18 protein-coding genes are annotated in these 19,712 nt (G+C 67.1%); 7 read left to right on the top strand and 11 right to left on the bottom strand.

The genetic code is table 11. The features are described from left to right. Nucleotides 1-47: 47 nt before the first annotated feature. The gene (locus tag AC5RUO_RS01680) at nt 48-932 is read left to right on the top strand and encodes a helix-turn-helix transcriptional regulator (RefSeq protein WP_494102634.1); all 885 of its coding nucleotides are present in this window, start codon (nt 48-50) and stop codon (nt 930-932) included. A gap of 12 nt (nt 933-944) precedes the next feature. Here the strand turns inward: AC5RUO_RS01680 and AC5RUO_RS01675 are convergent, their stop codons facing one another. Further along, the gene (locus AC5RUO_RS01675) at nt 945-2,108 is read right to left on the bottom strand and encodes a PQQ-dependent sugar dehydrogenase (RefSeq protein WP_494102633.1); all 1,164 of its coding nucleotides are present in this window, start codon (nt 2,106-2,108) and stop codon (nt 945-947) included. A gap of 317 nt (nt 2,109-2,425) precedes the next feature. On the opposite strand from AC5RUO_RS01675, the gene AC5RUO_RS01670 reads away from it, so the two are divergent. Continuing rightward, complete coding sequence (locus AC5RUO_RS01670; RefSeq protein WP_494102632.1) at nt 2,426-3,805, top strand: LLM class flavin-dependent oxidoreductase; 1,380 nt, start codon at nt 2,426-2,428, stop codon at nt 3,803-3,805. Nucleotides 3,806-3,836: 31 nt separating this feature from the next. Here the strand turns inward: AC5RUO_RS01670 and AC5RUO_RS01665 are convergent, their stop codons facing one another. From AC5RUO_RS01665 to AC5RUO_RS01655, 3 genes are all read right to left on the bottom strand, one after another. After that, nucleotides 3,837-5,066, bottom strand: coding sequence for an MFS transporter (locus AC5RUO_RS01665; RefSeq protein WP_494102631.1), 1,230 nt, complete (start codon nt 5,064-5,066; stop codon nt 3,837-3,839). Nucleotides 5,067-5,135: 69 nt separating this feature from the next. Continuing rightward, nucleotides 5,136-6,035: a DUF817 domain-containing protein gene (locus AC5RUO_RS01660; RefSeq protein ID WP_494102630.1), complete on the bottom strand. Its 900-nt coding sequence runs from the start codon at nt 6,033-6,035 to the stop codon at nt 5,136-5,138. Beyond that, on the bottom strand, nt 6,028-6,846 hold the full coding sequence (locus tag AC5RUO_RS01655; protein ID WP_494009533.1) for an oxygenase MpaB family protein: 819 nt from the start codon (nt 6,844-6,846) through the stop codon (nt 6,028-6,030). Before AC5RUO_RS01655 ends, AC5RUO_RS01660 begins: the two co-directional genes overlap by 8 nt. A gap of 319 nt (nt 6,847-7,165) precedes the next feature. Here AC5RUO_RS01655 and AC5RUO_RS01650 point away from each other — a divergent pair, with 319 nt between their 5' ends. Both AC5RUO_RS01650 and AC5RUO_RS01645 read left to right on the top strand, forming a co-directional pair. Further along, nucleotides 7,166-8,458 carry an HNH endonuclease gene (locus AC5RUO_RS01650; protein WP_494103358.1) on the top strand — a complete coding sequence of 431 codons (1,293 nt, stop codon included), beginning with the start codon at nt 7,166-7,168 and terminating at the stop codon, nt 8,456-8,458. Between the two features lie 134 nt (nt 8,459-8,592). Next, complete coding sequence (locus AC5RUO_RS01645; protein WP_494009534.1) at nt 8,593-9,015, top strand: universal stress protein; 423 nt, start codon at nt 8,593-8,595, stop codon at nt 9,013-9,015. Between the two features lie 207 nt (nt 9,016-9,222). Here the strand turns inward: AC5RUO_RS01645 and AC5RUO_RS01640 are convergent, their stop codons facing one another. From AC5RUO_RS01640 to AC5RUO_RS01625, 4 genes are all read right to left on the bottom strand, one after another. Beyond that, nucleotides 9,223-9,432, bottom strand: coding sequence for a hypothetical protein (locus tag AC5RUO_RS01640; RefSeq protein WP_494009535.1), 210 nt, complete (start codon nt 9,430-9,432; stop codon nt 9,223-9,225). Beyond that, the gene (locus AC5RUO_RS01635) at nt 9,429-9,623 is read right to left on the bottom strand and encodes a hypothetical protein (protein ID WP_494051801.1); all 195 of its coding nucleotides are present in this window, start codon (nt 9,621-9,623) and stop codon (nt 9,429-9,431) included. Before AC5RUO_RS01635 ends, AC5RUO_RS01640 begins: the two co-directional genes overlap by 4 nt. A gap of 97 nt (nt 9,624-9,720) precedes the next feature. Next, nucleotides 9,721-10,668 (bottom strand): polysaccharide deacetylase family protein, encoded by a 948-nt coding sequence (locus AC5RUO_RS01630; RefSeq protein WP_494009537.1) that lies wholly within the window; start codon nt 10,666-10,668, stop codon nt 9,721-9,723. 56 nt (nt 10,669-10,724) lie between these two features. Then, complete coding sequence (locus AC5RUO_RS01625) at nt 10,725-12,260, bottom strand: purine-cytosine permease family protein (protein ID WP_494102629.1); 1,536 nt, start codon at nt 12,258-12,260, stop codon at nt 10,725-10,727. Nucleotides 12,261-12,366: 106 nt separating this feature from the next. On the opposite strand from AC5RUO_RS01625, the gene AC5RUO_RS01620 reads away from it, so the two are divergent. Continuing rightward, nucleotides 12,367-13,935: a PucR family transcriptional regulator gene (locus tag AC5RUO_RS01620; protein ID WP_494102628.1), complete on the top strand. Its 1,569-nt coding sequence runs from the start codon at nt 12,367-12,369 to the stop codon at nt 13,933-13,935. A gap of 9 nt (nt 13,936-13,944) precedes the next feature. Here the strand turns inward: AC5RUO_RS01620 and AC5RUO_RS01615 are convergent, their stop codons facing one another. From AC5RUO_RS01615 to AC5RUO_RS01605, 3 genes are all read right to left on the bottom strand, one after another. Continuing rightward, a complete protein-coding gene (locus AC5RUO_RS01615; RefSeq protein ID WP_494102627.1) occupies nt 13,945-14,769 on the bottom strand; it encodes an IclR family transcriptional regulator in 825 nt (274 codons plus the stop codon). An 84-nt stretch (nt 14,770-14,853) separates the two neighbouring features. After that, complete coding sequence (locus AC5RUO_RS01610) at nt 14,854-16,107, bottom strand: M24 family metallopeptidase (protein WP_494102626.1); 1,254 nt, start codon at nt 16,105-16,107, stop codon at nt 14,854-14,856. A gap of 52 nt (nt 16,108-16,159) precedes the next feature. Beyond that, nucleotides 16,160-17,515: an MFS transporter gene (locus tag AC5RUO_RS01605; RefSeq protein ID WP_494102625.1), complete on the bottom strand. Its 1,356-nt coding sequence runs from the start codon at nt 17,513-17,515 to the stop codon at nt 16,160-16,162. A gap of 395 nt (nt 17,516-17,910) precedes the next feature. On the opposite strand from AC5RUO_RS01605, the gene AC5RUO_RS01600 reads away from it, so the two are divergent. Both AC5RUO_RS01600 and surE read left to right on the top strand, forming a co-directional pair. Further along, nucleotides 17,911-18,897 carry a 1-phosphofructokinase family hexose kinase gene (locus AC5RUO_RS01600; protein ID WP_494102624.1) on the top strand — a complete coding sequence of 329 codons (987 nt, stop codon included), beginning with the start codon at nt 17,911-17,913 and terminating at the stop codon, nt 18,895-18,897. Beyond that, complete coding sequence (gene surE / locus AC5RUO_RS01595; RefSeq protein WP_494009544.1) at nt 18,894-19,679, top strand: 5'/3'-nucleotidase SurE; 786 nt, start codon at nt 18,894-18,896, stop codon at nt 19,677-19,679. The genes AC5RUO_RS01600 and surE overlap by 4 nt, the downstream gene beginning before the upstream one ends. Nucleotides 19,680-19,712: the final 33 nt, after the last annotated feature.

The following is a 19,712-nucleotide window of genomic DNA, read 5'->3' as shown; positions in this document are numbered from 1 at the left end:
TGGCAGGCCCACCCCTGGCTTTCCGCATCCGTCGTAACGTGTCCTCTATGGATAACCGAGCCGAAGTCCGGCAGTTCCTTTCAACCCGCCGTGGACGCATCACGCCCGAGCAGGCCGGACTGGAGCCTTACGGGGGCCGCCGGCGCGTACCCGGGCTGCGGCGCGAGGAAGTGGCCCGGCTGGCCGGGGTCAGCGTGGACTACTACACCCGGCTGGAACGCGGAAACCTATCGGGCGTCTCGGACAGCGTGCTGGATGCGATTGCCCGGGCCCTCGAACTGGACCGCGCCGAGCACGACCACCTCTACGATCTTGCCCGGGCAGCGAACACTTCGGGCCGGAAGCGGGTTGCGGCTCCCGTCCCGTCCGGGGTGCGCCCGGAGCTGCAGTACCTCCTGGACGCCATCACCGAAGCGCCCGCCTTCATCGGCAACAACCGGATGGACATCGTGGCGGCCAACACCCTGGGCTATGCCCTCTACTCGGACATGTACCGCAGCACCGCCAGGCCGGGGAACCACTCCCGCTTCATCTTCCTGGACCCGAGGTCCCGTGATTTCTACACGGACTGGGAGCGGGCCGCCAACACCAACGTTGCCATCCTCCGCCGCGAGGCGGGCCGGAACCCGCACGACAAGGGCATCGCCGAACTGGTTGGTGAGCTGTCCATGCGCAGCGAAGAATTCCGGACGCTGTGGGCTGCGCACAACGTCCGCCGCCATTACGCCGGAACCAAGTTCTTCCGGCATCCCGTGGTAGGACTCCTGGAACTGAATTACCAGGTGCTGGGCCTTGAGGAGGACCCCGGGCACTCCCTCACCGTGTACCCGGCCACCCCCGGCAGCCCCTCCGACGAGGCGCTCAAGCTGCTCGCCTCCTGGGCCGCCACCGAGAAGATCGTGGAACTGGCGCAGGCCGGCGCGCGAAACTAACGGGGCGCCGGCTCACCCGTCCGCCAGGTCGACGGCGAGGATCCGGTCATCCCCGGGTCGGGGGTTGCCGCGGCCGTCGGTGTTGTTGGTCAGGAACCACAGCCTGCCGTCCGGCGCCACCGTCACGTCCCGGATCCTGCCGTATTCGCGGCTGAAATGCTCCGTGGACGTGCCGGGACCCGAGACGGGGACGGACCGCAGGACCTGGCCGCGCAGGTTGGCCACGAACAAGGTGCCGCCGGCGTGGGCCATGCCGCTGGGGCTTGCGGCGCCGGGCCGCCACTGCTGGACCGGATCCACGAAGCCTTCCCGGCCAGCGATTCCCTCTACGGTGGGCCAGCCGTAGTTGGCGCCGGGCGTGATGATGTTCAGTTCGTCCCAGGTGTTCTGGCCGAATTCGGTAGCGAACATGGTTCCATCGTCCGCCCAGGCCATGCCCTGCGGGTTCCGGTGGCCGTAGCTGTAGACCAGCGAACCGGGGAAGGGATTGTCCGCCGGAACGTCGCCGTCGGGTGTCATCCGCAGGATCTTGCCGGCCAGGGAGCCGCGGTCCTGGGCGCTGTCACGCTGGCTCGCATCGCCCGCCGTCACGTACAGCATGCCGTCGGGACCGAAGGCGATCCGGCCGCCGTCGTGGATGTTTGCCGACGGGATCCGGTCAAGGAGCGTGTCCGGCCGGCCCAGCGAGAGGGACCCCGGTTCGCCGCTGACGGGGAAGCGCTGGACCCGGTTGCCGTCCGCCGCCGTCGAATACACGTAAAGGTCGCCCTGGCTGCCCACGGCAAGGCCCAGCAGGCCGGACTCGCCGCGGGCCGCCACCCCCTCCACCGTTCCGATGGACCGCGAGGAGCCGTCCGGGCCGAGTTCAAGGATCTGCCCGCTGTTCCGCTCGCTGACCAGCGGCGTCCCGTTCCGGAAGACCACCGACCAGGGAGCGTTAAGGTCCGTCGCCACCTGCTGCGGGGCGCCGGCGATGGCGGCGGCCGCGGCGGGAGCTTCGGTGGCGGGAGTGGAGGAAGCCGGAGCCGACGGCGGCGCGGCGGAGGTCTCCGAGGCAGACGTGGTTACCGGTGCAGGGGACGTGGTGACCGGCGCAGGCGCCGGGGCGGCGGTGCAGCCGGCCAGCAAAATGCCTGCGCCAAAGACGGCAGCCGCAGCAAGGACCCCGTGACGCATGCGCTTCTCCCATCGACCCATATCCCAACCCTTCCAGCCACATTAACCCGCGTTGCGGATCATGGCGCCGCATTGCCTGCTTTGACCCCGGAATGGCGCAATAAGTAGCGCCGTTTCCTCCCGTTTCACGGTGCTGGCCAAGGCAGCAGCGGCCGTGTTTAGGTGTTTCAACACTCGGCGCGTCGGGCACAATCGTCCGACGCCGGCACTCCCCTTCATCCCTTTCCGCGCCTTCCCGCGCCGTTCCTCCGGGCCGGCGTCCGGTGTCGTACACGTCTCCCACTGACCCCTCTTCCCACTTCCGAAGGAGTACCCGCATGGCTTCCCAGAACCCGTCCCCGCAGCGCCGGCTGCACCTGAACGCCTTCCTCATGAGCACCGGACACCACGAGGCCTCGTGGCGGTTCCCGGAGAGCGACCCCCATGCCGGCAGCCGCGTGGAGCACTACCAGCAGCTGGCCCGCACCGCCGAACGGGGCAAGTTGGACTCCATCTTCTTCGCCGACTCCCCCGTCCTGTTCGGCGAAGTGGGTCGCCGGCCGGCCGGCAAGCTGGAACCCACCGTCCTGCTGACCGCCATCGCCGGCGCCACGGAGCGGATCGGACTCATCGCCACCGCCTCCACCACCTACAACGAGCCGTTCAACCTGGCCCGCCGGTTCGCCTCCGTGGACTGGGTCAGCGGTGGCCGCGCCGGTTGGAACGTGGTGACCACAGCCGGCCCGGACGCCGCCCGGAACTTCGGTGTGGAGGACCAGCCCGCCCACGCCGTACGGTACGAGCGGGCGGCCGAGTTCATCGAGGTGGCCCGGAAACTCTGGGACAGCTGGCAGGATGACGCGATACTCGCGGACAAGGCGGACGGCGTCTGGGGCGATGCCGAAAAGATCCGCACCATTAATCACGAGGGCCGGCACTTCAGGGTCCGCGGCCCGCTCAACGTCCCCCGCTCCCCGCAGGGGCACCCGCTGATCGTCCAGGCCGGCTCGTCCGAAGACGGCAAGGATCTGGCCGCCCGGTACGCGGATGCGGTGTTCACGGCGCACCAGACCCTCACCGACGCGCAGGAGTTCTACCGGGACCTGAAAGCCCGCACCGCGGCAGCCGGCCGGGATCCGGAAAGCATTAAGATCCTGCCCGGCATCGTGCCCGTGATCGGTGCGACGGAGAAGGAAGCCCGGGAGCTCGAGCGCGAACTGGACCGGCTGATCAAACCCGAGTATGCCCGGATCCAGCTGGCCAAGACCCTCCGCGTCAATCCCGAGGACCTGCCGCTGGACCGCCAGTTGCCCGCCGACCTGCCCAGTGAGGATGAGATCGAGGGCGCCAAGAGCCGCTACACCCTGATTGTGCAGCTGGCCCGCCGCGAGCAGCTCACGGTGCGGCAGCTGATCGGCCGGCTGGGCGGCGGCCGCGGGCACCGCACCTTCGCCGGCACCCCGGTGCAGGTGGCGGACGCCATCCAGGAATGGTTCGACGGCGGGGCGGCCGACGGCTTCAACATCATGCCGCCGGTGCTGCCCTCCGGGCTGGACGCCTTCGTGGACCGGGTGGTGCCCATCCTCCAGGAGCGCGGGCTGTTCCGCACCGACTACACCGGCCGTACGCTTCGCGAGCACTACGGCCTGGCACGGCCCGGGAACCAGTACGCCGACGCCGGGGCTGCGCAGCTGGCCTCACTCGGTGCCGCGTTCTGACGGACGGGCCGGGTGAGCCCTCTGCCCCTGGTCATGCTGCCTGCTTGGTGGCACGAGCGGCCTGGAATGCCAGGACGGCCGCGGCCAATAGAACGCCCGCGCTCACCAGGAAGGTACCGCGGTAGCCGGTGGAGTCGAACAGCACTCCACCCAGTGTTGACCCGATGGCTATCGACGTCTGGACAACGGCCACCATGAGGCCGTCGCCTGCCTCGGCGTTGTGCGGCATCGCCTTCGCCAGCCAGCTCCACCAGCCCACGGGCGCGGCCGTGGACATCAGGCCCCACAGGCCAAGGAGAACCACGACGGCGGCGAGCCAGCCGCCGGCGGGAACGAGCGCCGCGGCCAGGACCGCCATGAGCACCGGAAGGATGACCAGCGTCCTGTAAAGGCCCTTCCCGAGGAGACGGCCAATCAGCATGGTGCCCGTGAAACCCGCAACACCGATCACCAGCAGGACCAGGGAAACCGTGGCCACGTCCACCTGCGTCACGGTTTCCAGGAACGGGCGGATATAGGTGAAGAGGACGAACTGACCCATGAAAAAGGACCCGCAGGCGGCCATTCCCCAGGCAACGGGCCGGCTTTTGAGCCCGGAGAAGACTCCGAAAGGGCTCTTGGCCGTGGACGGGTCTTCCTTGACCTTCATGGAGGGGAGGCTGAACCGCTGCCACACCAGGGCGAGCACCGCCACCGGCACCAGGCAAAAGAACGCGCCCCGCCAGCCCACAATGGAGCCCAGGTAGCTGCCCAGCGGCGCGGCCACAACCGTGGCCAGCGCATTGCCGCCATTGAAGATTGCCAATGCCTGGGGCACCTTGTGCGCGGGGACCAGGCGCATGGCGGTGGCTGCCGAGATGGACCAGAACCCGCCGATGACCACGCCGATCAGGGCGCGGCCGATCATGAAGAGCAGGTATCCCGGCGCCAGGGCAACCACGGCTCCCGAGACGGCCATAACCGCGGTCAGGCCCAGCAGGAGGGTCTTGCGGTCCATGGTTCCGGCCAGGGTGGACACCGACAGGCTGGCCAGTACCGCGAAGAGGCCGGAGATCGCTATGCCCTGCCCCACCATTCCCTCGGTGACCCGCAGGTCGGATGCCATGGGCGTGAGGAGGCTGACGGGCATGAATTCTGAGGCGATCAGCGCGAAGACGCACAGCGACATTGCGAAGACGCCGCCCCAGTGCGCCGGGTGATGTTCACGGAGGTCCGACGCCGGGGCCTTCTTGCTGCTGATGACGGATGTAGTGGGGTCCATAGCCTTCATCAAACCCCGGGGCCAAAGTTCCAGCGAGGGCCCTGCTGAAACGGGTTATGGCGAAACCCCTTACTGCCGCACCTTTGCTGCCGCCGGGACTTCCCGCCGTCGTCCGTCTTCGTCCTCCGGCGGTTGGGGTTTGTAGACCCAGGCCACCAGCACCACCGAGATGATCATCAGCAGGAACCACGCCACGAGCTTTTCCAGCCCCACAGGGTGCCAACCGGCCAGCTGGCTCGGGTACAGCCAGGCACCGGACCAGGTGGCGATGTTCTCGGCGATCCAGATGAACAGCGCCACCAGCAGGAACGCGGCCACCAGCGGCATGCGGAACTGCCTGCGGAACACCCGGAAGTGCATCACGCACCCCCCATAGATGATGACGACGGCGGCCAGCAGCACCCAGCGCAGGTCCCAGATGTAGTGGTGGGTGAAGAAGTTCGCGTAGATGGCCGCACCCAGAATCGCCGTGATCCAGCGCCGGGGGTACGCCGCGAAACGGAGGTCGAAAAGCCGGTAGACCCGGACCATGTAGGAACCCACCGCGGCGTACATGAAGCCGCTGAACAGGGGCACCGCGCCGATGCGCAGGAATCCCTCGGCCTCGTAGGACCAGGAGCCGGCGTCGGTCTTGAACAGCTCCATCACGGTGCCCACGATGTGGAACAGGATGATCACCCGCAGTTCGCGGAGCGTCTCCAGCTTGAACAGCACCATGAGGACCTGGATGGCGACGGCGGCGAGGGTCAGGAAATCATTCCGGGCCAGGGCCGCGGTGTCCGGGTACCAGAGCCGTGCGGCCATCAGGACGGCGAGGAGCGTGGCACCGAAGATGCATGCCCAGCCCTGCTTGAGGCCGAACACCGCAAACTCGGTGAGTTTCGCTCTATAGCCGCCGGTAGGGGCGGTGGCCAGGAAGCGGCGGGCGCGTTCATCGATCCGCTGCTCAACTGAAGTGGAACTACGCACTGGTTCCCTGACGCTGTATGGGCTGGCGGTTCTTGCGAAGGTCTTTATCGAGTTCGGCCAGGCAGTAGTCCTTGAACCAGTGCCTGATTCGCCGCGGAAGCCGGGGATACGCCACGGCCAGGACCTTCATGGTGCGGTCGAACCGGCGCTGCCGGCGCTCATTCCACGGCAGGCCGAAGTCTTCCCGGAGCTGCTCCGGCAGGAGCCCGGCGGTGAGGAACCTTGCGGACGGGATGATGGCGCGGTACCAGAGTGCTGTGTGCTTGGGATAGAGAAGCCCGCGGCCCACCCGCAGGCCGCCGGCCTCCGCCCGCAGCGTGGAAATACGCCCGTTCCAGTAACGGCGGAAGGCGTCCCGGTCTGCCGGCCATAGCTCCCGGGGCAGCTGCAGGGCCGTCCCGATCCGTGCGTAGTCCTGGTACATCGCATCGGCTGATTCGTCGTCGAGCGGGCCGTAGATCTTCTCGATCATGGTCACCGCGGTGTCATAGAGCGTGGCAACCACCCAGAGCTGGAGTTCCGGATCGTAGGCGTTGTAGCCAGGCGATGCCTCGGAATCGGCTTTGCGGACGGGCACGTGGGCGAGGTTCACCCTGCGCCGGACCTCTTTCACCTGCTCGTCGGTGCCGTAGACGATGGCGTAGACATAGGTCAATGTGCCCTTGAGCCTGTTGACCGGGCGGCCGACAAACGTGCTGTGCTCGTCCACGCCGCGCCCCACGGCGGGGTCTGCAAGCTGCAGCAGCAGCGCCCGTCCCGCCCCCGCGAGCAGGATGGTTTCTGCGCCGTAGTCGGCCATTCCTCGCACCATTTCAACAGGCTACCGGAGGGGGCATCAACGGACGATGCCGGGTGCCCGGCATGTGGAAACCCACCTTGGTGTTTGGGGCTGCTGATTTCGCAGTATCGGTTGTAGCGTGGACCTCCTCTAATCCCGTTAGCCGCGGTTTTCCACATAGCGTTCTCGCCTGAACCGGATTGTCAGGGGTCGCTGGAAGACTCTATTCATGGCGGTTGGGGCAGCGGCAGGGCCGAAGAACGGTACGGTGGCGGGGCATGGTGGTGTCGCCACGATCGCTGATGCCCTGGCGATCCTGGCTGCTGTGCCGGTCGCCTCTGATGGTGCGGGGATGATCGGCCAGTTGCGTCAGCTGGAGGATCTGAAGTCCCTGGCCGCCGCCCGGCAGGCCGATATCGCTGTCGCCTTTGACGTATCGCAGCGGCGCGAGCAGGCCGCTGCCGGTGTCCCCGCCGAGGAGCAGGGCGCAGGTGTGGCTGCCCAGATTGCGTTGGCGCGGCGGGAATCCCCTGCCAGGGGCGGACGACTCCTTGGGATGGCGAAAGCGCTGACGGAGATGCCGCGAACGTCTGCGGCGTTCCGGACCGGGCGGCTGAACGAGTGGCGGACCACCCTGGTGGTGAAGGAAACCGCCTGCCTGCCCACCGAGGACCGGGCAGCGGTGGACGAGGAACTCGCCGCCGACACCGGCACTTTCGACGGGGCCGGGGACCGGGCCATCATCAGCGCCGTCCGCGCCGCGGCCTACCGGTGCGACCCGCGTTCTGTCGCGAGACGGGCAGGCCATGCTGTGACGGAGCGGAGGGTATCGCTGCGGCCGGCTCCGGACACGATGACGTACCTGACCGCAATGCTGCCCGTCGCCCAGGGCGTGGCGGCCTATGCCGCGCTGGCCGCCCGGGAGGCCGATGCTGCCCGGTCGGCCGGGGATGCACGGTCCCGTGGGCAGGTCATGGCCGACACCTTGGTCGAACGCGTCACCGGAACGCCGGAAGGGATCACCGGCATAGACCTTCAGGTCGTGATGACCGACCGGGCACTGTTCCATGGCGACAGCGAACCGGCCAGGATCCCCGGCTACGGCATCATCCCCGCCGAAACCGCCCGCACCCTCCTCCTCGACGCAAGGAAAACTGGCAGGACGAACGCCGCTGCAGCCGACACCGAAACCAGCACCAGCACCGAAGCGCATGACAGGCAAGACCTGGCCCTCTGGGTCCGCCGGCTCTACACCACACCCGGCACAGGCGAGCTCGTCGCGATGGACTCCCGCGCCAGGCTTTTCCCGGCCGGGCTCAAACGCTTCCTCCAGGTCCGGGACGACACCTGCCGCACACCGTACTGCGACGCGCCCGTCCGCCACCACGACCACATCACCGCCTGGCACAACGGCGGAACCACCACCGCGAAGAACGGCCAAGGGCTCTGCGAAACCTGCAACCACACCAAAGAAGCCCCCGGCCGGACAGCAAAACCGCTACTGACACCGGGCCTCCGGCACAGTCCAGACCCGAACACCCACCGGGCATTTCTACCGATCAACGGCACCTCCGCTCCCCGGGACTCCATGGCGCGCTACAGGTGCATCCTCCGGCCGGCAACGCAAAGTTGCGCCCTTATTTGAACCAAGCGGAGGGCCCTGACTAACCTGCAGGGGGCAGGCCAGGCCTCCGTGGTCCGTTGATTGCAGTGTGTCCTCTAGTAAGGTCGGGCACGGGGAAGGACGCCAGGAACACCAACGAGCAAAGGGGCAACATCATGAGTGGAGTAGTGGTTGTAGGGGTGGATGCCAGCGCGTCCGCGAGGAAAGCAGCGGAAATGGCCCTGGATCTGGCCGAATCGCTGAAAGCCTCGCTGCACGTGGTGACCGCCTTTGATGTCGACAAGGCTGAGACGTTCGGCGCCGGGTCCGACCAGGTCCGGATCTCGAAGGCAGACAGCGCCGAAATCGTGGCACAGGAACTGTCCAGGGCCCGTCCCGGCGTGCAGGTGACCCACTTCGCGGCCCGGGGCAAGCCCGCAGACGCCCTGATCAAGGAAGCCATGCGCCTGGACGCGAAGCTGATCGTGGTGGGCAACCGGAGGATGCGCGGCATCGGCCGGCTCCTGGGCAGCGTGGCCAACAGCGTGGCGCACAACGCCCCGTGCGACGTCTACATCGCCAACACCTACGAAGATTAGGCGCCTGCCGCAAGCGCATCGCTTTAGGGAGAGGACGACGGCGGAACTCCCGCCGTCGTCCTTATCGCTCCTGAAACTGCGGGGGTGCGGGCCACCTGGACCACCGGTATGACTCCTGGCGGAGCCATGCGCCCAACACGGCCAGCGCACTAGTCCAGGTTGTTCCCTGCCGTTTCGTGCCCGCCCTTAAATACTAGGCAGGGGTACTCAGGTTGACGCGTCCCGTTCGATTTCCTCGGCGAGCTCGTCCACGTCTTCGGGGCGCATGTCGATGCCCTCCTCCTCCAGGCGTTCCTCGAGCACGTGGCTGACGTCGTCCTGCACATGACCCAGGTGGATCTCGTCCTTGATCTCCTCCGCGATTGTTTCCGGAGTGGCGATGTGGGAGCTTTCAGGCAGGTTGTCGTCGTCATTCACTGGGGGTCCCCTTCCGGCTCGTCCTCGTGCTGCTGATTCTTATGGCGCGCCTCCTGGAGGTGCTGTTCCAGCTTTTCCTCCGCCTCACGGCGGCGCTGGCCCACTGTACGTATCTGGTCCGTGGTGGGTGCCGTATGCGCATGCAGGTGCGGGCCTGCGTCGTTCGGGCCGCCAGTCTTTTTCTCTTGCATAGTGACATCGTCCCACCCGGCAGGGGCGGCGGGAAGGCGCAGGAGGCGGACGACGGCGGTGCATGCCCGCCGTCGTCCGCCCACCTTTTCTGCGGTCCTACTTCAGCGCGCCCTCCCGCACCGTCGCGGGTTCCAGGCGGGCGCCGGCGCCCGGGTAGGTGGGCACGTCGATCCGGCCGTGCGTGTGGACCGCGTCAACGGCTGCCTTGGTGTGAAGCGCGATCTCCTCCATGGTGGTCACCCACATGCCCTCCATGCCCTTGACCCGGTCGATCAGCTGCTCCAGCGCCACGGCCTTGGACGGCCGGCCGGAGATGAACGGGTGGTTGGTCAGGACGAAGCAGCTGCCCTGGGAATGATGCGCCTCGGCCTCGAGCGTCCACATCTCCAGCACCTTGGCCGGGCTTTCGATCACGCCGCTGCCGGTCACCCCGGGATAGAAGGCGTACTGCTCCCAGTCATCCAGGGCCCAGTCCACGGGGATCTCCACAATGTCCCGGGGATCATCGGCGGCGACGGCCATGCGGTAGGGGGCATCGCCGTCCAGCAGGCTGGAATCGTAGAGGAAGCCGCGGTCCGCCAGCAGCCCGGGCGAGTGCCAGTTCAGCTCCCACCACGGCGCCCGGTACCCCACCGGACGGATCCCCGCCACCTTGGCGAGGGCCTCCAGGCCCCGGTCCAGGTAGCGGGCCTCGGTGGCGGCGTCGATCCCCTGCATCGGCTCGTGGAGGTAACCGTGGTGTGCCACCTCGTGTCCGCCGTCCACAATCGCGCGGACCACATCCGGGTAGGACTCGGCGGTGAAGCCGGGGATGAAGAACGTTGCCCGGATGTCCTGCCGCTCCAGCATCTTCAGGAGCCGCGGCACCGCCACCTTGGGCCCGTAGGACTGGTGGGTCATCAGCGACATCCGCCGGGTGCTGGCGGGGTCGTGGGCAATGGTGCAGGACTCGGCGTCCACGTCGAAGGTGAAGGATGCTGCAGCCTTGAAGCCCTCAGGCCAGGTCATGGGATGCAGGAGGTCCGCGATGGCGGGCTGGTTCACGATGGATCCTTTCGGCGGGCGCGGCAGGCGCGCCCACCCGGGTGTAGCGGAGGAAGTTAGAGGACTGGGAGGACGGCGGTGGTGCCGCTGCCCTCGGACTTGGAAGCGGCGGGGCTCCTGAGGCCGATGTAGCGAACGTGTGCCCGGGGGCCGAGGACCGCGTAGACGCCGGCGCTGGTCAGGCCGCCTGCCAGCCAGGACAGGTCCCAGCCGCCCAGGGCCACGGCGATGGGGCCCTGCATGACGGGGATGAGCCCGTACATGAACAGCCAGGTGGCGAAGATGCCGGCCAGGAGGGAGGTGACGCCCGCCCAGTTGACGGCGGGAAGCCGGTGGGTGCCCACGCCGTCGAACAGCCGCTCGGGGTCACCCGGCCAGCGCTTGTCCAGCCAGAAGTAGTGCACCAGCATGACCCCGCCCCAGGCGGCAACCCAGGCCACCAGGCCGATCAGCCAGGCGTCCAGGACCGCTGCGAAGTCCTCCTGGAAGATGAAGAAGACGACGGCGATGAGCGAGAAGACGCCGACGAACAGGTTCAGCTTGCGCCGGCTGATGGAGATGTCCAGTGCCTGCGTGGCCACGGAGAAGGTGTAGATGTTCAGGATGTTTGTGGCGATGGGTCCGTGAAGCACCATCAGCAGCACCGGCAGTGCCAGGACGCCGAAGTTCTGCACAATGAGCTTGCCGGGATCAACCTCGCCGCTGTTCGTTGCCAGGCTGGCGCCGAGGATGCCCAGCCAGACCACCGGGATGAACTGGCCCAGAACGGAGGCCAGGTAGACCTTTTTCTTGGGAACTTCAGTGCTGACAAAGCGGGAGTAGTCGGCGGCGTAGGTGAACCAGGTGATGCCCCAGCCGATGCCGATGGCCGTCATCACGGCGCTCATCGCGGCAATGCGTTCCGAGCCTTCAAGGATGTTGCCGGCAGGCCCGGCGTAGCCCCAGTCGATCTTCATGCCGAACCAGGCCACGGCGGACATGACGGCCAGGATGATGATGGTGGGCGGCACCGTCCACTTTTCGAACGCGGCGATGGCCTTGTAGCCGAACCAGGCGATGGCCACCTGGGCCGCCATGATGCCTGTGGCAACCGCGATCTTCCAGGCGTAGTTCTGCGCGTTCGGGTCCACCCAGCCGAGGGTGCCGAAGAGGGCCATCACCAGGTCCAGGATGATCCAGGTGTTGACGGCGCACCAGCCGATGACCAGCAGGGCCTGGATGGCGGCGGGAAGATAGTTGCCCCTCCGGCCGAAGGCTGCGCGGGCCAGGACCATGCCGGTGGCGCCGGTCTTCTGGCCCAGGAGGACGAAGCAGCCGAACAGGAGCATGCCGATCAGGTTGCCGAGCACCAGGACAGTCACGGTATCCGCGAACCCCAGTCCCAGGTGGATTCCGAGGGCGCCGAGCACCCAGTTGATGGGTGCCAGGTTGGCGCCCGCCCAGATCCAGAACTGGCCGGAGACCTTGCGGGTACGCGCTGACTCCGGGATGGGCTGGAGCCAGGCCTCGTGGTCTTCGGAGTGGCCTTGCGTGCTCTGGGTTCCTGCGGCAGCAGCGCGCCTTTGCGCTGCTGAAGAAAGCTTTTCTTGCATGGGAGCCTCCATGAGGTAAATGAGTACCTCAAGGCTATGTGGCCCCCATCACATGCAACAAGATACGATGTGTCTAACAGATGCTTCTAGTACCGTACGGAATGTCATGTCAGTCTCCCTTGGCGATATCCTCGCCCACCCCGTCCTTTCCGCCGCCGACCCGGTGGTGCACTCGGCCGGCCTTTCAGCGGAGCTGCCCGTCCGCTGGGTCCACTCCAGCGAAGTGCTGGACATAGCTCCCCTGCTGCGCGGCGGCGAGCTGCTCCTGTGCGGCGGCATCACGCTGGCATCCGCAACGCCGGAGAAACGCGCCGCCTACGTGCGCGATCTTGCCCAGCGCGGCATCGCCGCGCTGGCGGTGGAGACCGGAGGCGTCCTGCCGGAGATCCCGCCGGCCATGCTGGAGGCGGCGCGGGAGCACGGCCTGGCCGTGGTGGAGCTGCGGAAAGTGGTGCCGTTCGTCGGCGTCATGCAGGCCATCAACTCCATCCTGGTGAGCGAATCCGCGGGCCACCTGCAGCAGGCCGATGCCGCCACCCGCGCCATGGCTGCCGAGCTGGCCCACGGCGCGTCGCTGGACCAGATCCTGGGCGTGCTGGCGGGCATCATCAGTTCGGCCGTCAGCCTCGTCTCGCCATGGGGCGTCGCCCTGGGCAGCGCCGTGCCCGCCGGCTGGCAGGAAAAGGACGACGACGGCAGCAGCCCGGGCGGGCCGGACCACCTTACGGACACGGCCGCCCGGACGGTAATCAACGTGGATATCCCCGTGCGCGGCGTGCTGATGGGCCGGCTGGAGATCGAGATCCCGGCCGGCGTGGACGCCGGCCTGGCCCGCGTGGCCGGTGACCGCGCCGTCGACATCCTGGGTTTGGCACTCCTGCAGCACACCCCACCCGGGCTCCATGCCCAGGCCGGCGCGGAACTCATGCGGGCAGTCCTGACGGCCGCGCCTGCCTGGCGGCTGGAGCAGCTGGCCCCGGCCGCCGGGTTCCCGCCGGAATCCCCTGCCGTAGTGGCCGCCATTCATGCGGCGGCGCCGCAGAAACTCCGCCGCGCCATCGAATCGTTCCTGAGCTCCAGCCGGATTCCCAGTGCCGCGTACCAGGACGACGCGGAGCTCGTGGTGATGATGGCCCTCGTCGGGACCGATGCCACCGGCGGACGGCGCAAGCTCCTGGAATCCCTGCAGGGGCTGGACGGCGACCAGGATGCCACGATTGCCCTGGGGCCGCCGGCAGGCACGGTGGCGGAGGCTGCCTGGTCGCTGGCGGAAGCACGCCGCGCGCTGGATGTCCGCCAGATCCGGCGCAGGAACGCGTCAGCGCGGAGGCGGCACCCGTCCCATGGGCTGGTGGTGCTGGATGCCGAGGACACCGCCGTGGAGAGCCTTGCGTTGAAGGGGATCAACGCATCGGCCCGGGACGCGTTCGTGAACCGGCAGCTGCGGGCCATCCTGGACCATGATGCACAGCGCCAGTCGCAGCTGCTGGAGACCCTTCAGGTGTGGCTGGACTCCGGGTGCAACACAGCGCAGTCCGCGCGGGAACTGCACCTGGAACGGCAGTCGATGCACCACCGGCTGCAGCGGATCTTCGAGCTGTGCGGCGGCGATCCCCGGGGCACGGGCAGGTTGGCGGCGCTGCACCTGGCGGTGCGGATGGCGGGCCTGCCGTAGGGCACCGGCCTAACTGGCGGCGACCGCGCGTCCGCCCAGGCGGGTGGTCACCTGCGCAGCCGCAGCGACGCAGGCCTCGGCCAGGTTCTCCAGCCGCTCGCGCGAGACGCGGAAACGCGGCGCGGGTATGAGTACGACGGCCACAACGTCCCCGCGATGGTCAAAGACGGGCGCGGCAACCCCCACCTCGTCCATGGAGGATTCGCCGTAGTTTTCCGCCCAACCACGGCCCGCAACTTCCTTTAGCCGGGCCTCGTAGGCGGCCAGGCCTGCGTCGTCCATTTCTGGGAAGGTAATGGTTCCGCTGCGGAGCAGTTCGCGGACGCGTTCGGTGGGCAGGGTTGAGAGGAAGACCTGCACGGAGGCGCTCATGGCGTCCCGGTAGCGGGCGCCGAGGGGCGTGGTGTGCTTGATCTGGTGGTGGCTGGCGATTTGTTCCACGCAGATGGCTTCGTCGCCGTTCCAGAGCATGAGCGCGCTGGTTTCGCCGGTCTGCTCGGTGAGCCGGCGGAGGACCGGGTACGCCACGCGGCGTTCCTCCATCTCGGCCAGCAGCGGCCCGGCCACGGCGATCAACCCAAGGCCCAGGCGGAAGCGGCGGGTTTCCGGGTCGCGTTCCACCAGGTTTTCCTGCTCGAGGGTGGCCAGTATCCGGGAGACGGAACTCTTGTGCATGCCCACGCGGTTGGCGATTTCGGTGACGCCCAGCAGCGGCTCGTCGGCGGTGAAGGTGCGCAGCACGGCGATGGCATTGACGACGACGGAGGCGCCTTTCGTGTCCGCACTTCCGTTGGTGCCGTTGACGTCGGTTTCTTTGGCTGCTGCTGGAGTCATGGTAGGCATCATCTTTCCTTATCTTCGCCGGAGACGCCGAAAGCGGCGCCGCGTGGACCGCAGCGCCGCCTGGGTGTTGGGCGCTTACGCGCCGATGATGTTGTGCTCGGGGCCGAACGGGAACTTGGTGATGTTCTCCACGCTGTCCTCGCCCACCACCAGGATGTCGTGCTCGCGGTAGCCGCCGGCGCCGGGCTGGCCCTCCAGGACCGTGATCATCGGTTCCATGGAAACCACCATGCCGGGCTCCAGAACGGTGTCGATGTCCTCGCGGAGCTCGAGTCCGGCTTCGCGGCCGTAGTAGTGGCTGAGGACGCCGAAGGAGTGGCCGTAGCCGAAGGTGCGGTTGGCGAGCAGGCCGTGGCTGATGTAGATCTCGTTCAGTTCGGCGGCGATGTCCTTGCACACGGCGCCGGGCTTGATGAGTTCCAGGCCGCGCTTGTGGACCTCAACGTTGATGTTCCACAGCTCCAGTGAGCGCTCGTCGGGCTGGCCGAGGAAGAGCGTGCGCTCCAGGGCCGTGTAGTAGCCGGAGGTCATCGGGAAGCAGTTCAGGGACAGGATGTCGCCCTGCTGCAGCTTCCGGGTGGTGGCCCAGTTGTGGGCGCCGTCGGTGTTGATGCCGGACTGGAACCACACCCAGGTGTCGCGGACTTCCCGGTCCGGGAAGGTCCGGGCGATCTCGTGCACCATGGCCTCGGTGCCGATCAGGGCCACCTCGTACTCGGCGATGCCCTCGCGGATCGCGGCGCGGATGGCCTCGCCGCCGAGGTCGCCGATGCGGGCGCCGTGCTTGATGACCTCGATCTCCTCGGCGGACTTGAACATGCGCTGGCGCATGGCGTCCTGGGAGACGTCCAGGAGTTCGGCGCCCGGGAAGGCGGCGGCGATTTTCTCGCGGGTCATGCCCGGCAGGAAGTCGTCCTCGACACCGAGCCGGTTCGCCTTGACGCCGCGCTGGCGCAGGGCCTCCTGCAGGCCGAAGTAGAAGTTGTCCCGGCGCCAGTCCGTGTACACGATGTTCTCGCCGTACGAGGTGCGCCACGGCATGCCGGCGTCGATGTTGGCGGTGACCGTGACCGAGTCGTTGGCGGTGACCACCAGGGCGTAGTTGCGGCCGAACGTGGTGTACAGGAAATCGGAGTAGTACTTGATGCCGTGGTAGCTGGTGAGGATGACGGCGTCCAGGTCCTTGGCGGCCATGATCTGGCGGAGGCCGCCCAGGCGGCGCTCGAACTCTGCATCAGAGAACGTGAGCTTGCCCTTGGTGCCGTTGTGGAGGACCTTGAGGCGCTCGAGTTCGGCGATGGAGGAAGCGTTGTCGACGGTGGTGGTCATGGGGGTGTTGCCTTTCTATCGTGCGTTTGATGCGTGTTGGCTTGGAAGGAAGCTATTCGTGGCGCAGGGGTTCTTTGCCGGTTTCCCTGGAGAGAGCCACGGCCACCAGGGAGACGACGGCGGCAGCTACGAGGTACCAGGCCGGAGCCAGGTCGCTGGCGGTGGCCGCAATGAGCAGCGTTGCCATGAACGGAGCCGTGCCGCCGAAGAGGGCGTTGGACAAGTTGAAGCTCACGGCGAAGCCGCTGTAGCGGACGCGGGTTGGGAACATTTCCGCCAGGAAGCTGGGCAGGGTGCCGTCGTTGAGGGTGAGCATGGCGCCGAGGAGGACCTGAACCAGGACGATGACCAGGAAGTTTCCGGTCCCCAGCAGCGCGAAGGCAGGGACGGTCAGGACGATGAAGGCGATGGACGCGCTGATGAGCACCTTCTTGCGCCCGTACCGGTCCGAGAGCATGCCCGTAAGGAAGATGAAGCCGATGTAGGTGATCAGCGCGATGGTTGTGGCCAGGAATGATTCGGTTTCGCCCAGGCCCAGCTCCGAGGACAGGTACGTGGGCATGTAGCTGAGGATCACGTAGAAGCCGACGGCGTTGAGCAGCACCGCACCGACGGCCTGCAGCAGCTGCCGCCAGTGGTTCCGGAACAGGCTGGACACGGGCGCCTTGTCAGCATGGTCCTCGGCGGCCAGTTCGCGGAATACCGGCGTGTCTTCGAGCTTGTTCCGGATATACCGGCCAATGAGGCCCATCGGGGCTGCCAAGAGGAACGGAAGCCGCCAACCCCAGCTGTGCAATGCTTCGGCGGACAACAGGGTTGTGAGCAGACCGGCGATCAGTGAACCGAGGAGCAGGCCGGCGGCGGTGCTGGCCGGTACTACCGCAGCGTAGAGGCCACGTTTGCCCGCAGGGGCGTACTCCACCAGGAAGGCTGACGCCCCGGCGTATTCACCGGACGCGGAAAAGCCTTGGACAACCCTGATGATCAGGAGCAGGACAGGCGCCCAGATACCAATCGTGTCGTAGCCGGGGATCAGCGCTATGCAGAACGTTGCTCCGGACATTATCAGGATGGACAGCGAGAGGGCTGTCCGCCGCCCCACCTTGTCTCCGATGTGTCCCCACACGAACCCGCCCAGCGGGCGGACCAGGAATGAAATCGCGAAGAGGGCGAACGTCAGCAGGAGGCCGGTCTGGGGATCCGATTCGGGAAAAAAGACCGTCGCGATCGTGACGGCGAGGTAACCGTAGACCGCGTAGTCAAACCATTCCACGAAGTTGCCAATGAAGCTGGCAGTGACCACCCGGCGGCGAACGTCCTTGTTCGCCGCCGGTTCAGGGTTCAGGGCAGCGGTGTTGGCATCGTTGGCAAGTACCTCTGCCCCGGCTGGGGTTGATTCGTTACTCATGTGACCACCAAGAAAATTTGGAGTTGCATTGTTTGCAACCTTGTTGCTCCAAGGTAGATCGTGATGTGCGGCACAGTCAAGAGCTCAAAGGAAAGTCATTCTTCGGTTATTCCGGAGATATCGCCATCCCGGCTTGCAGCCCGTGCTGATCCACGTGTTGCTCCGAATGCAACCGCGTTCCCAAATAGTCGCTATTGGGCATCAGAATGACGGATCGAGATCCTGTTTTGGGAGGGCGCACCGGCACCGGCTTCCGCGATACGCCCTGGCGAAGCAACTACTAAGGATGCTTAGTAGTGAAGGGGGGTGTCTTACCGACGACAACCGGAGGACTCCGGGGAAGGGGCAACCATGGCATCGGTTCCAGTTGCAGCACCGCGGGGGCAGGGGGACGCATGGGTTCCGTAGTGATCTTTGCGCCGTCCCCGGTCCTCACCGTCACGGTGGAGGAAGTCGAGGACACCGCCGACATCCACGTCCATGCCGGCGGCCAGGGCGTGTGGCAGGCCCGCATGCTGAAGGCGCTCGGCGCAACCGTCACCATGTGTGCCGTCTTTTCCGGGGAAACCGGACGCATCCTGCGGCACCTGATCGATGACGAAGGGGTCCGGGTCCTTGCCGTATCCGGTGAAGGCAACAGCGGCGCCTACGTGCATGACCGCCGCGGCGGCGAGCGGGATGTCGTGGCGGAATCGCCCGGACACCGCCTGACGCGCCATGAGCTGGATGAGCTGTACGGGGTGGCGCTGCAGGCAGGGATGGAGGCCGGGACCGTGATCCTTAGCGGCACCGGCCGCGAGGATTCGGTTCCACCCGATCTGTACCGGAGGCTGACCGCAGACCTCCGCACCGCCGGATGCACGGTTATCGCTGACCTTGCCGGTGAAAGGCTCAAGGGCGTCCTGGCCGGCAAACCGGCAGTCATCAAAATGTCCGATTCCGAAGTGGTGGACAGCGGCCGCGCCGAGGCAGCCGAGACAGACCAGCTCATCAAGGCCATGCACACGCTGGCCGACGAGGGCGCCGAAACTGTCATTATCACCCGCGCCAACCAGCCCTCGCTCCTCCTCCATGACGGCGAAGTCAGCGAGATCCACGCTCCACAGTTCGAGACCGTGGAAACCAGCGGTGCCGGTGATTCCCTCACCGCCGGCGTGGCCGCCGTCCTCGCCGACGGTGGAAACCTGCACGACGCCGTTGTGCTCGGAACCGCCGCTGGCGCCCAAAACGTCACCCGCCACGGCCTGGGATCGGGCGAGGCGGGAGCCATCCACGAAGTGGCCAAGCTTGTCCGGATCGTTCCCTTGGAGGACAGCGGCGGGGACGAACCGGCGCAGCAGGTGAGCCCCGACGAGCTGGCACGAAAGGTCAGGACATCATGAACCAGCCCACGCGCGTCCTTATCACCAACGACGACGGCATCGGCTCCCCCGGCCTGCACGCCCTGGCTGCCGGGGCAGTGCGCGCGGGCCTGAGCGTGGTGGTCGCGGCACCTGCCGCCGAGGCGAGCGGCAGCAGTTCCTCGATCACCGCAGTGGAAGAGGACGGAAAGATTTCCATCGAAGAGCGGCAACTGGAGGACCTGGACGGCGTTGAAGCCTTCGCCGTCCACGGCGCCCCGGCGTTCATCACCATGATCGCCACCCACGGCGCTTTCGGCCCCCCGCCGGACATTGTCCTGTCCGGGGTGAACCGCGGGGCCAATGTGGGGCGGGCCATCCTGCACTCCGGAACCGTGGGGGCTGCGCTCACAGCCGGCATCAATGATGTCCGTGGCCTGGCGGTCTCCCTGGACACCGGCCTCAACCCCGACACGATCCACTGGGACACGGCCGCGCAGCTGGCCACCGGCCTGCTGCCGTTCCTGATGGACCAGGACCCGGGCAGCGTCCTGAACCTCAACGTCCCCAACAGCGCAGGCCCTGAGCTGCCCGAGTACCGCACGGCCACGCTGACAAGGTTCGGCATCGTGCAGACCACGCTTGCCGAACGCGGCCAGCAGCACGTGCGCCTGGCTATCGCGGACACGGCCGAGACGCCTGACCCGGACAGCGATGCGGCACTGCTGGCAGCAGGCTTCGCCACAGTGACGGCCCTCCAGTCGGTTACCGGGACGGCGCTGCCGTCCCTTGACGCATTGCCCCGCGCCGCGGCTGGGAGGTAACCCGGCCCAACCGGGCGTACACCCGGCGGAGGC

It is taken from the genome of Arthrobacter sp. Y3221087 (assembly GCF_059089905.1).
Note: the sequence above shows the minus strand (reverse complement) of the source record. Positions and strands in the feature narration are given on the sequence as shown.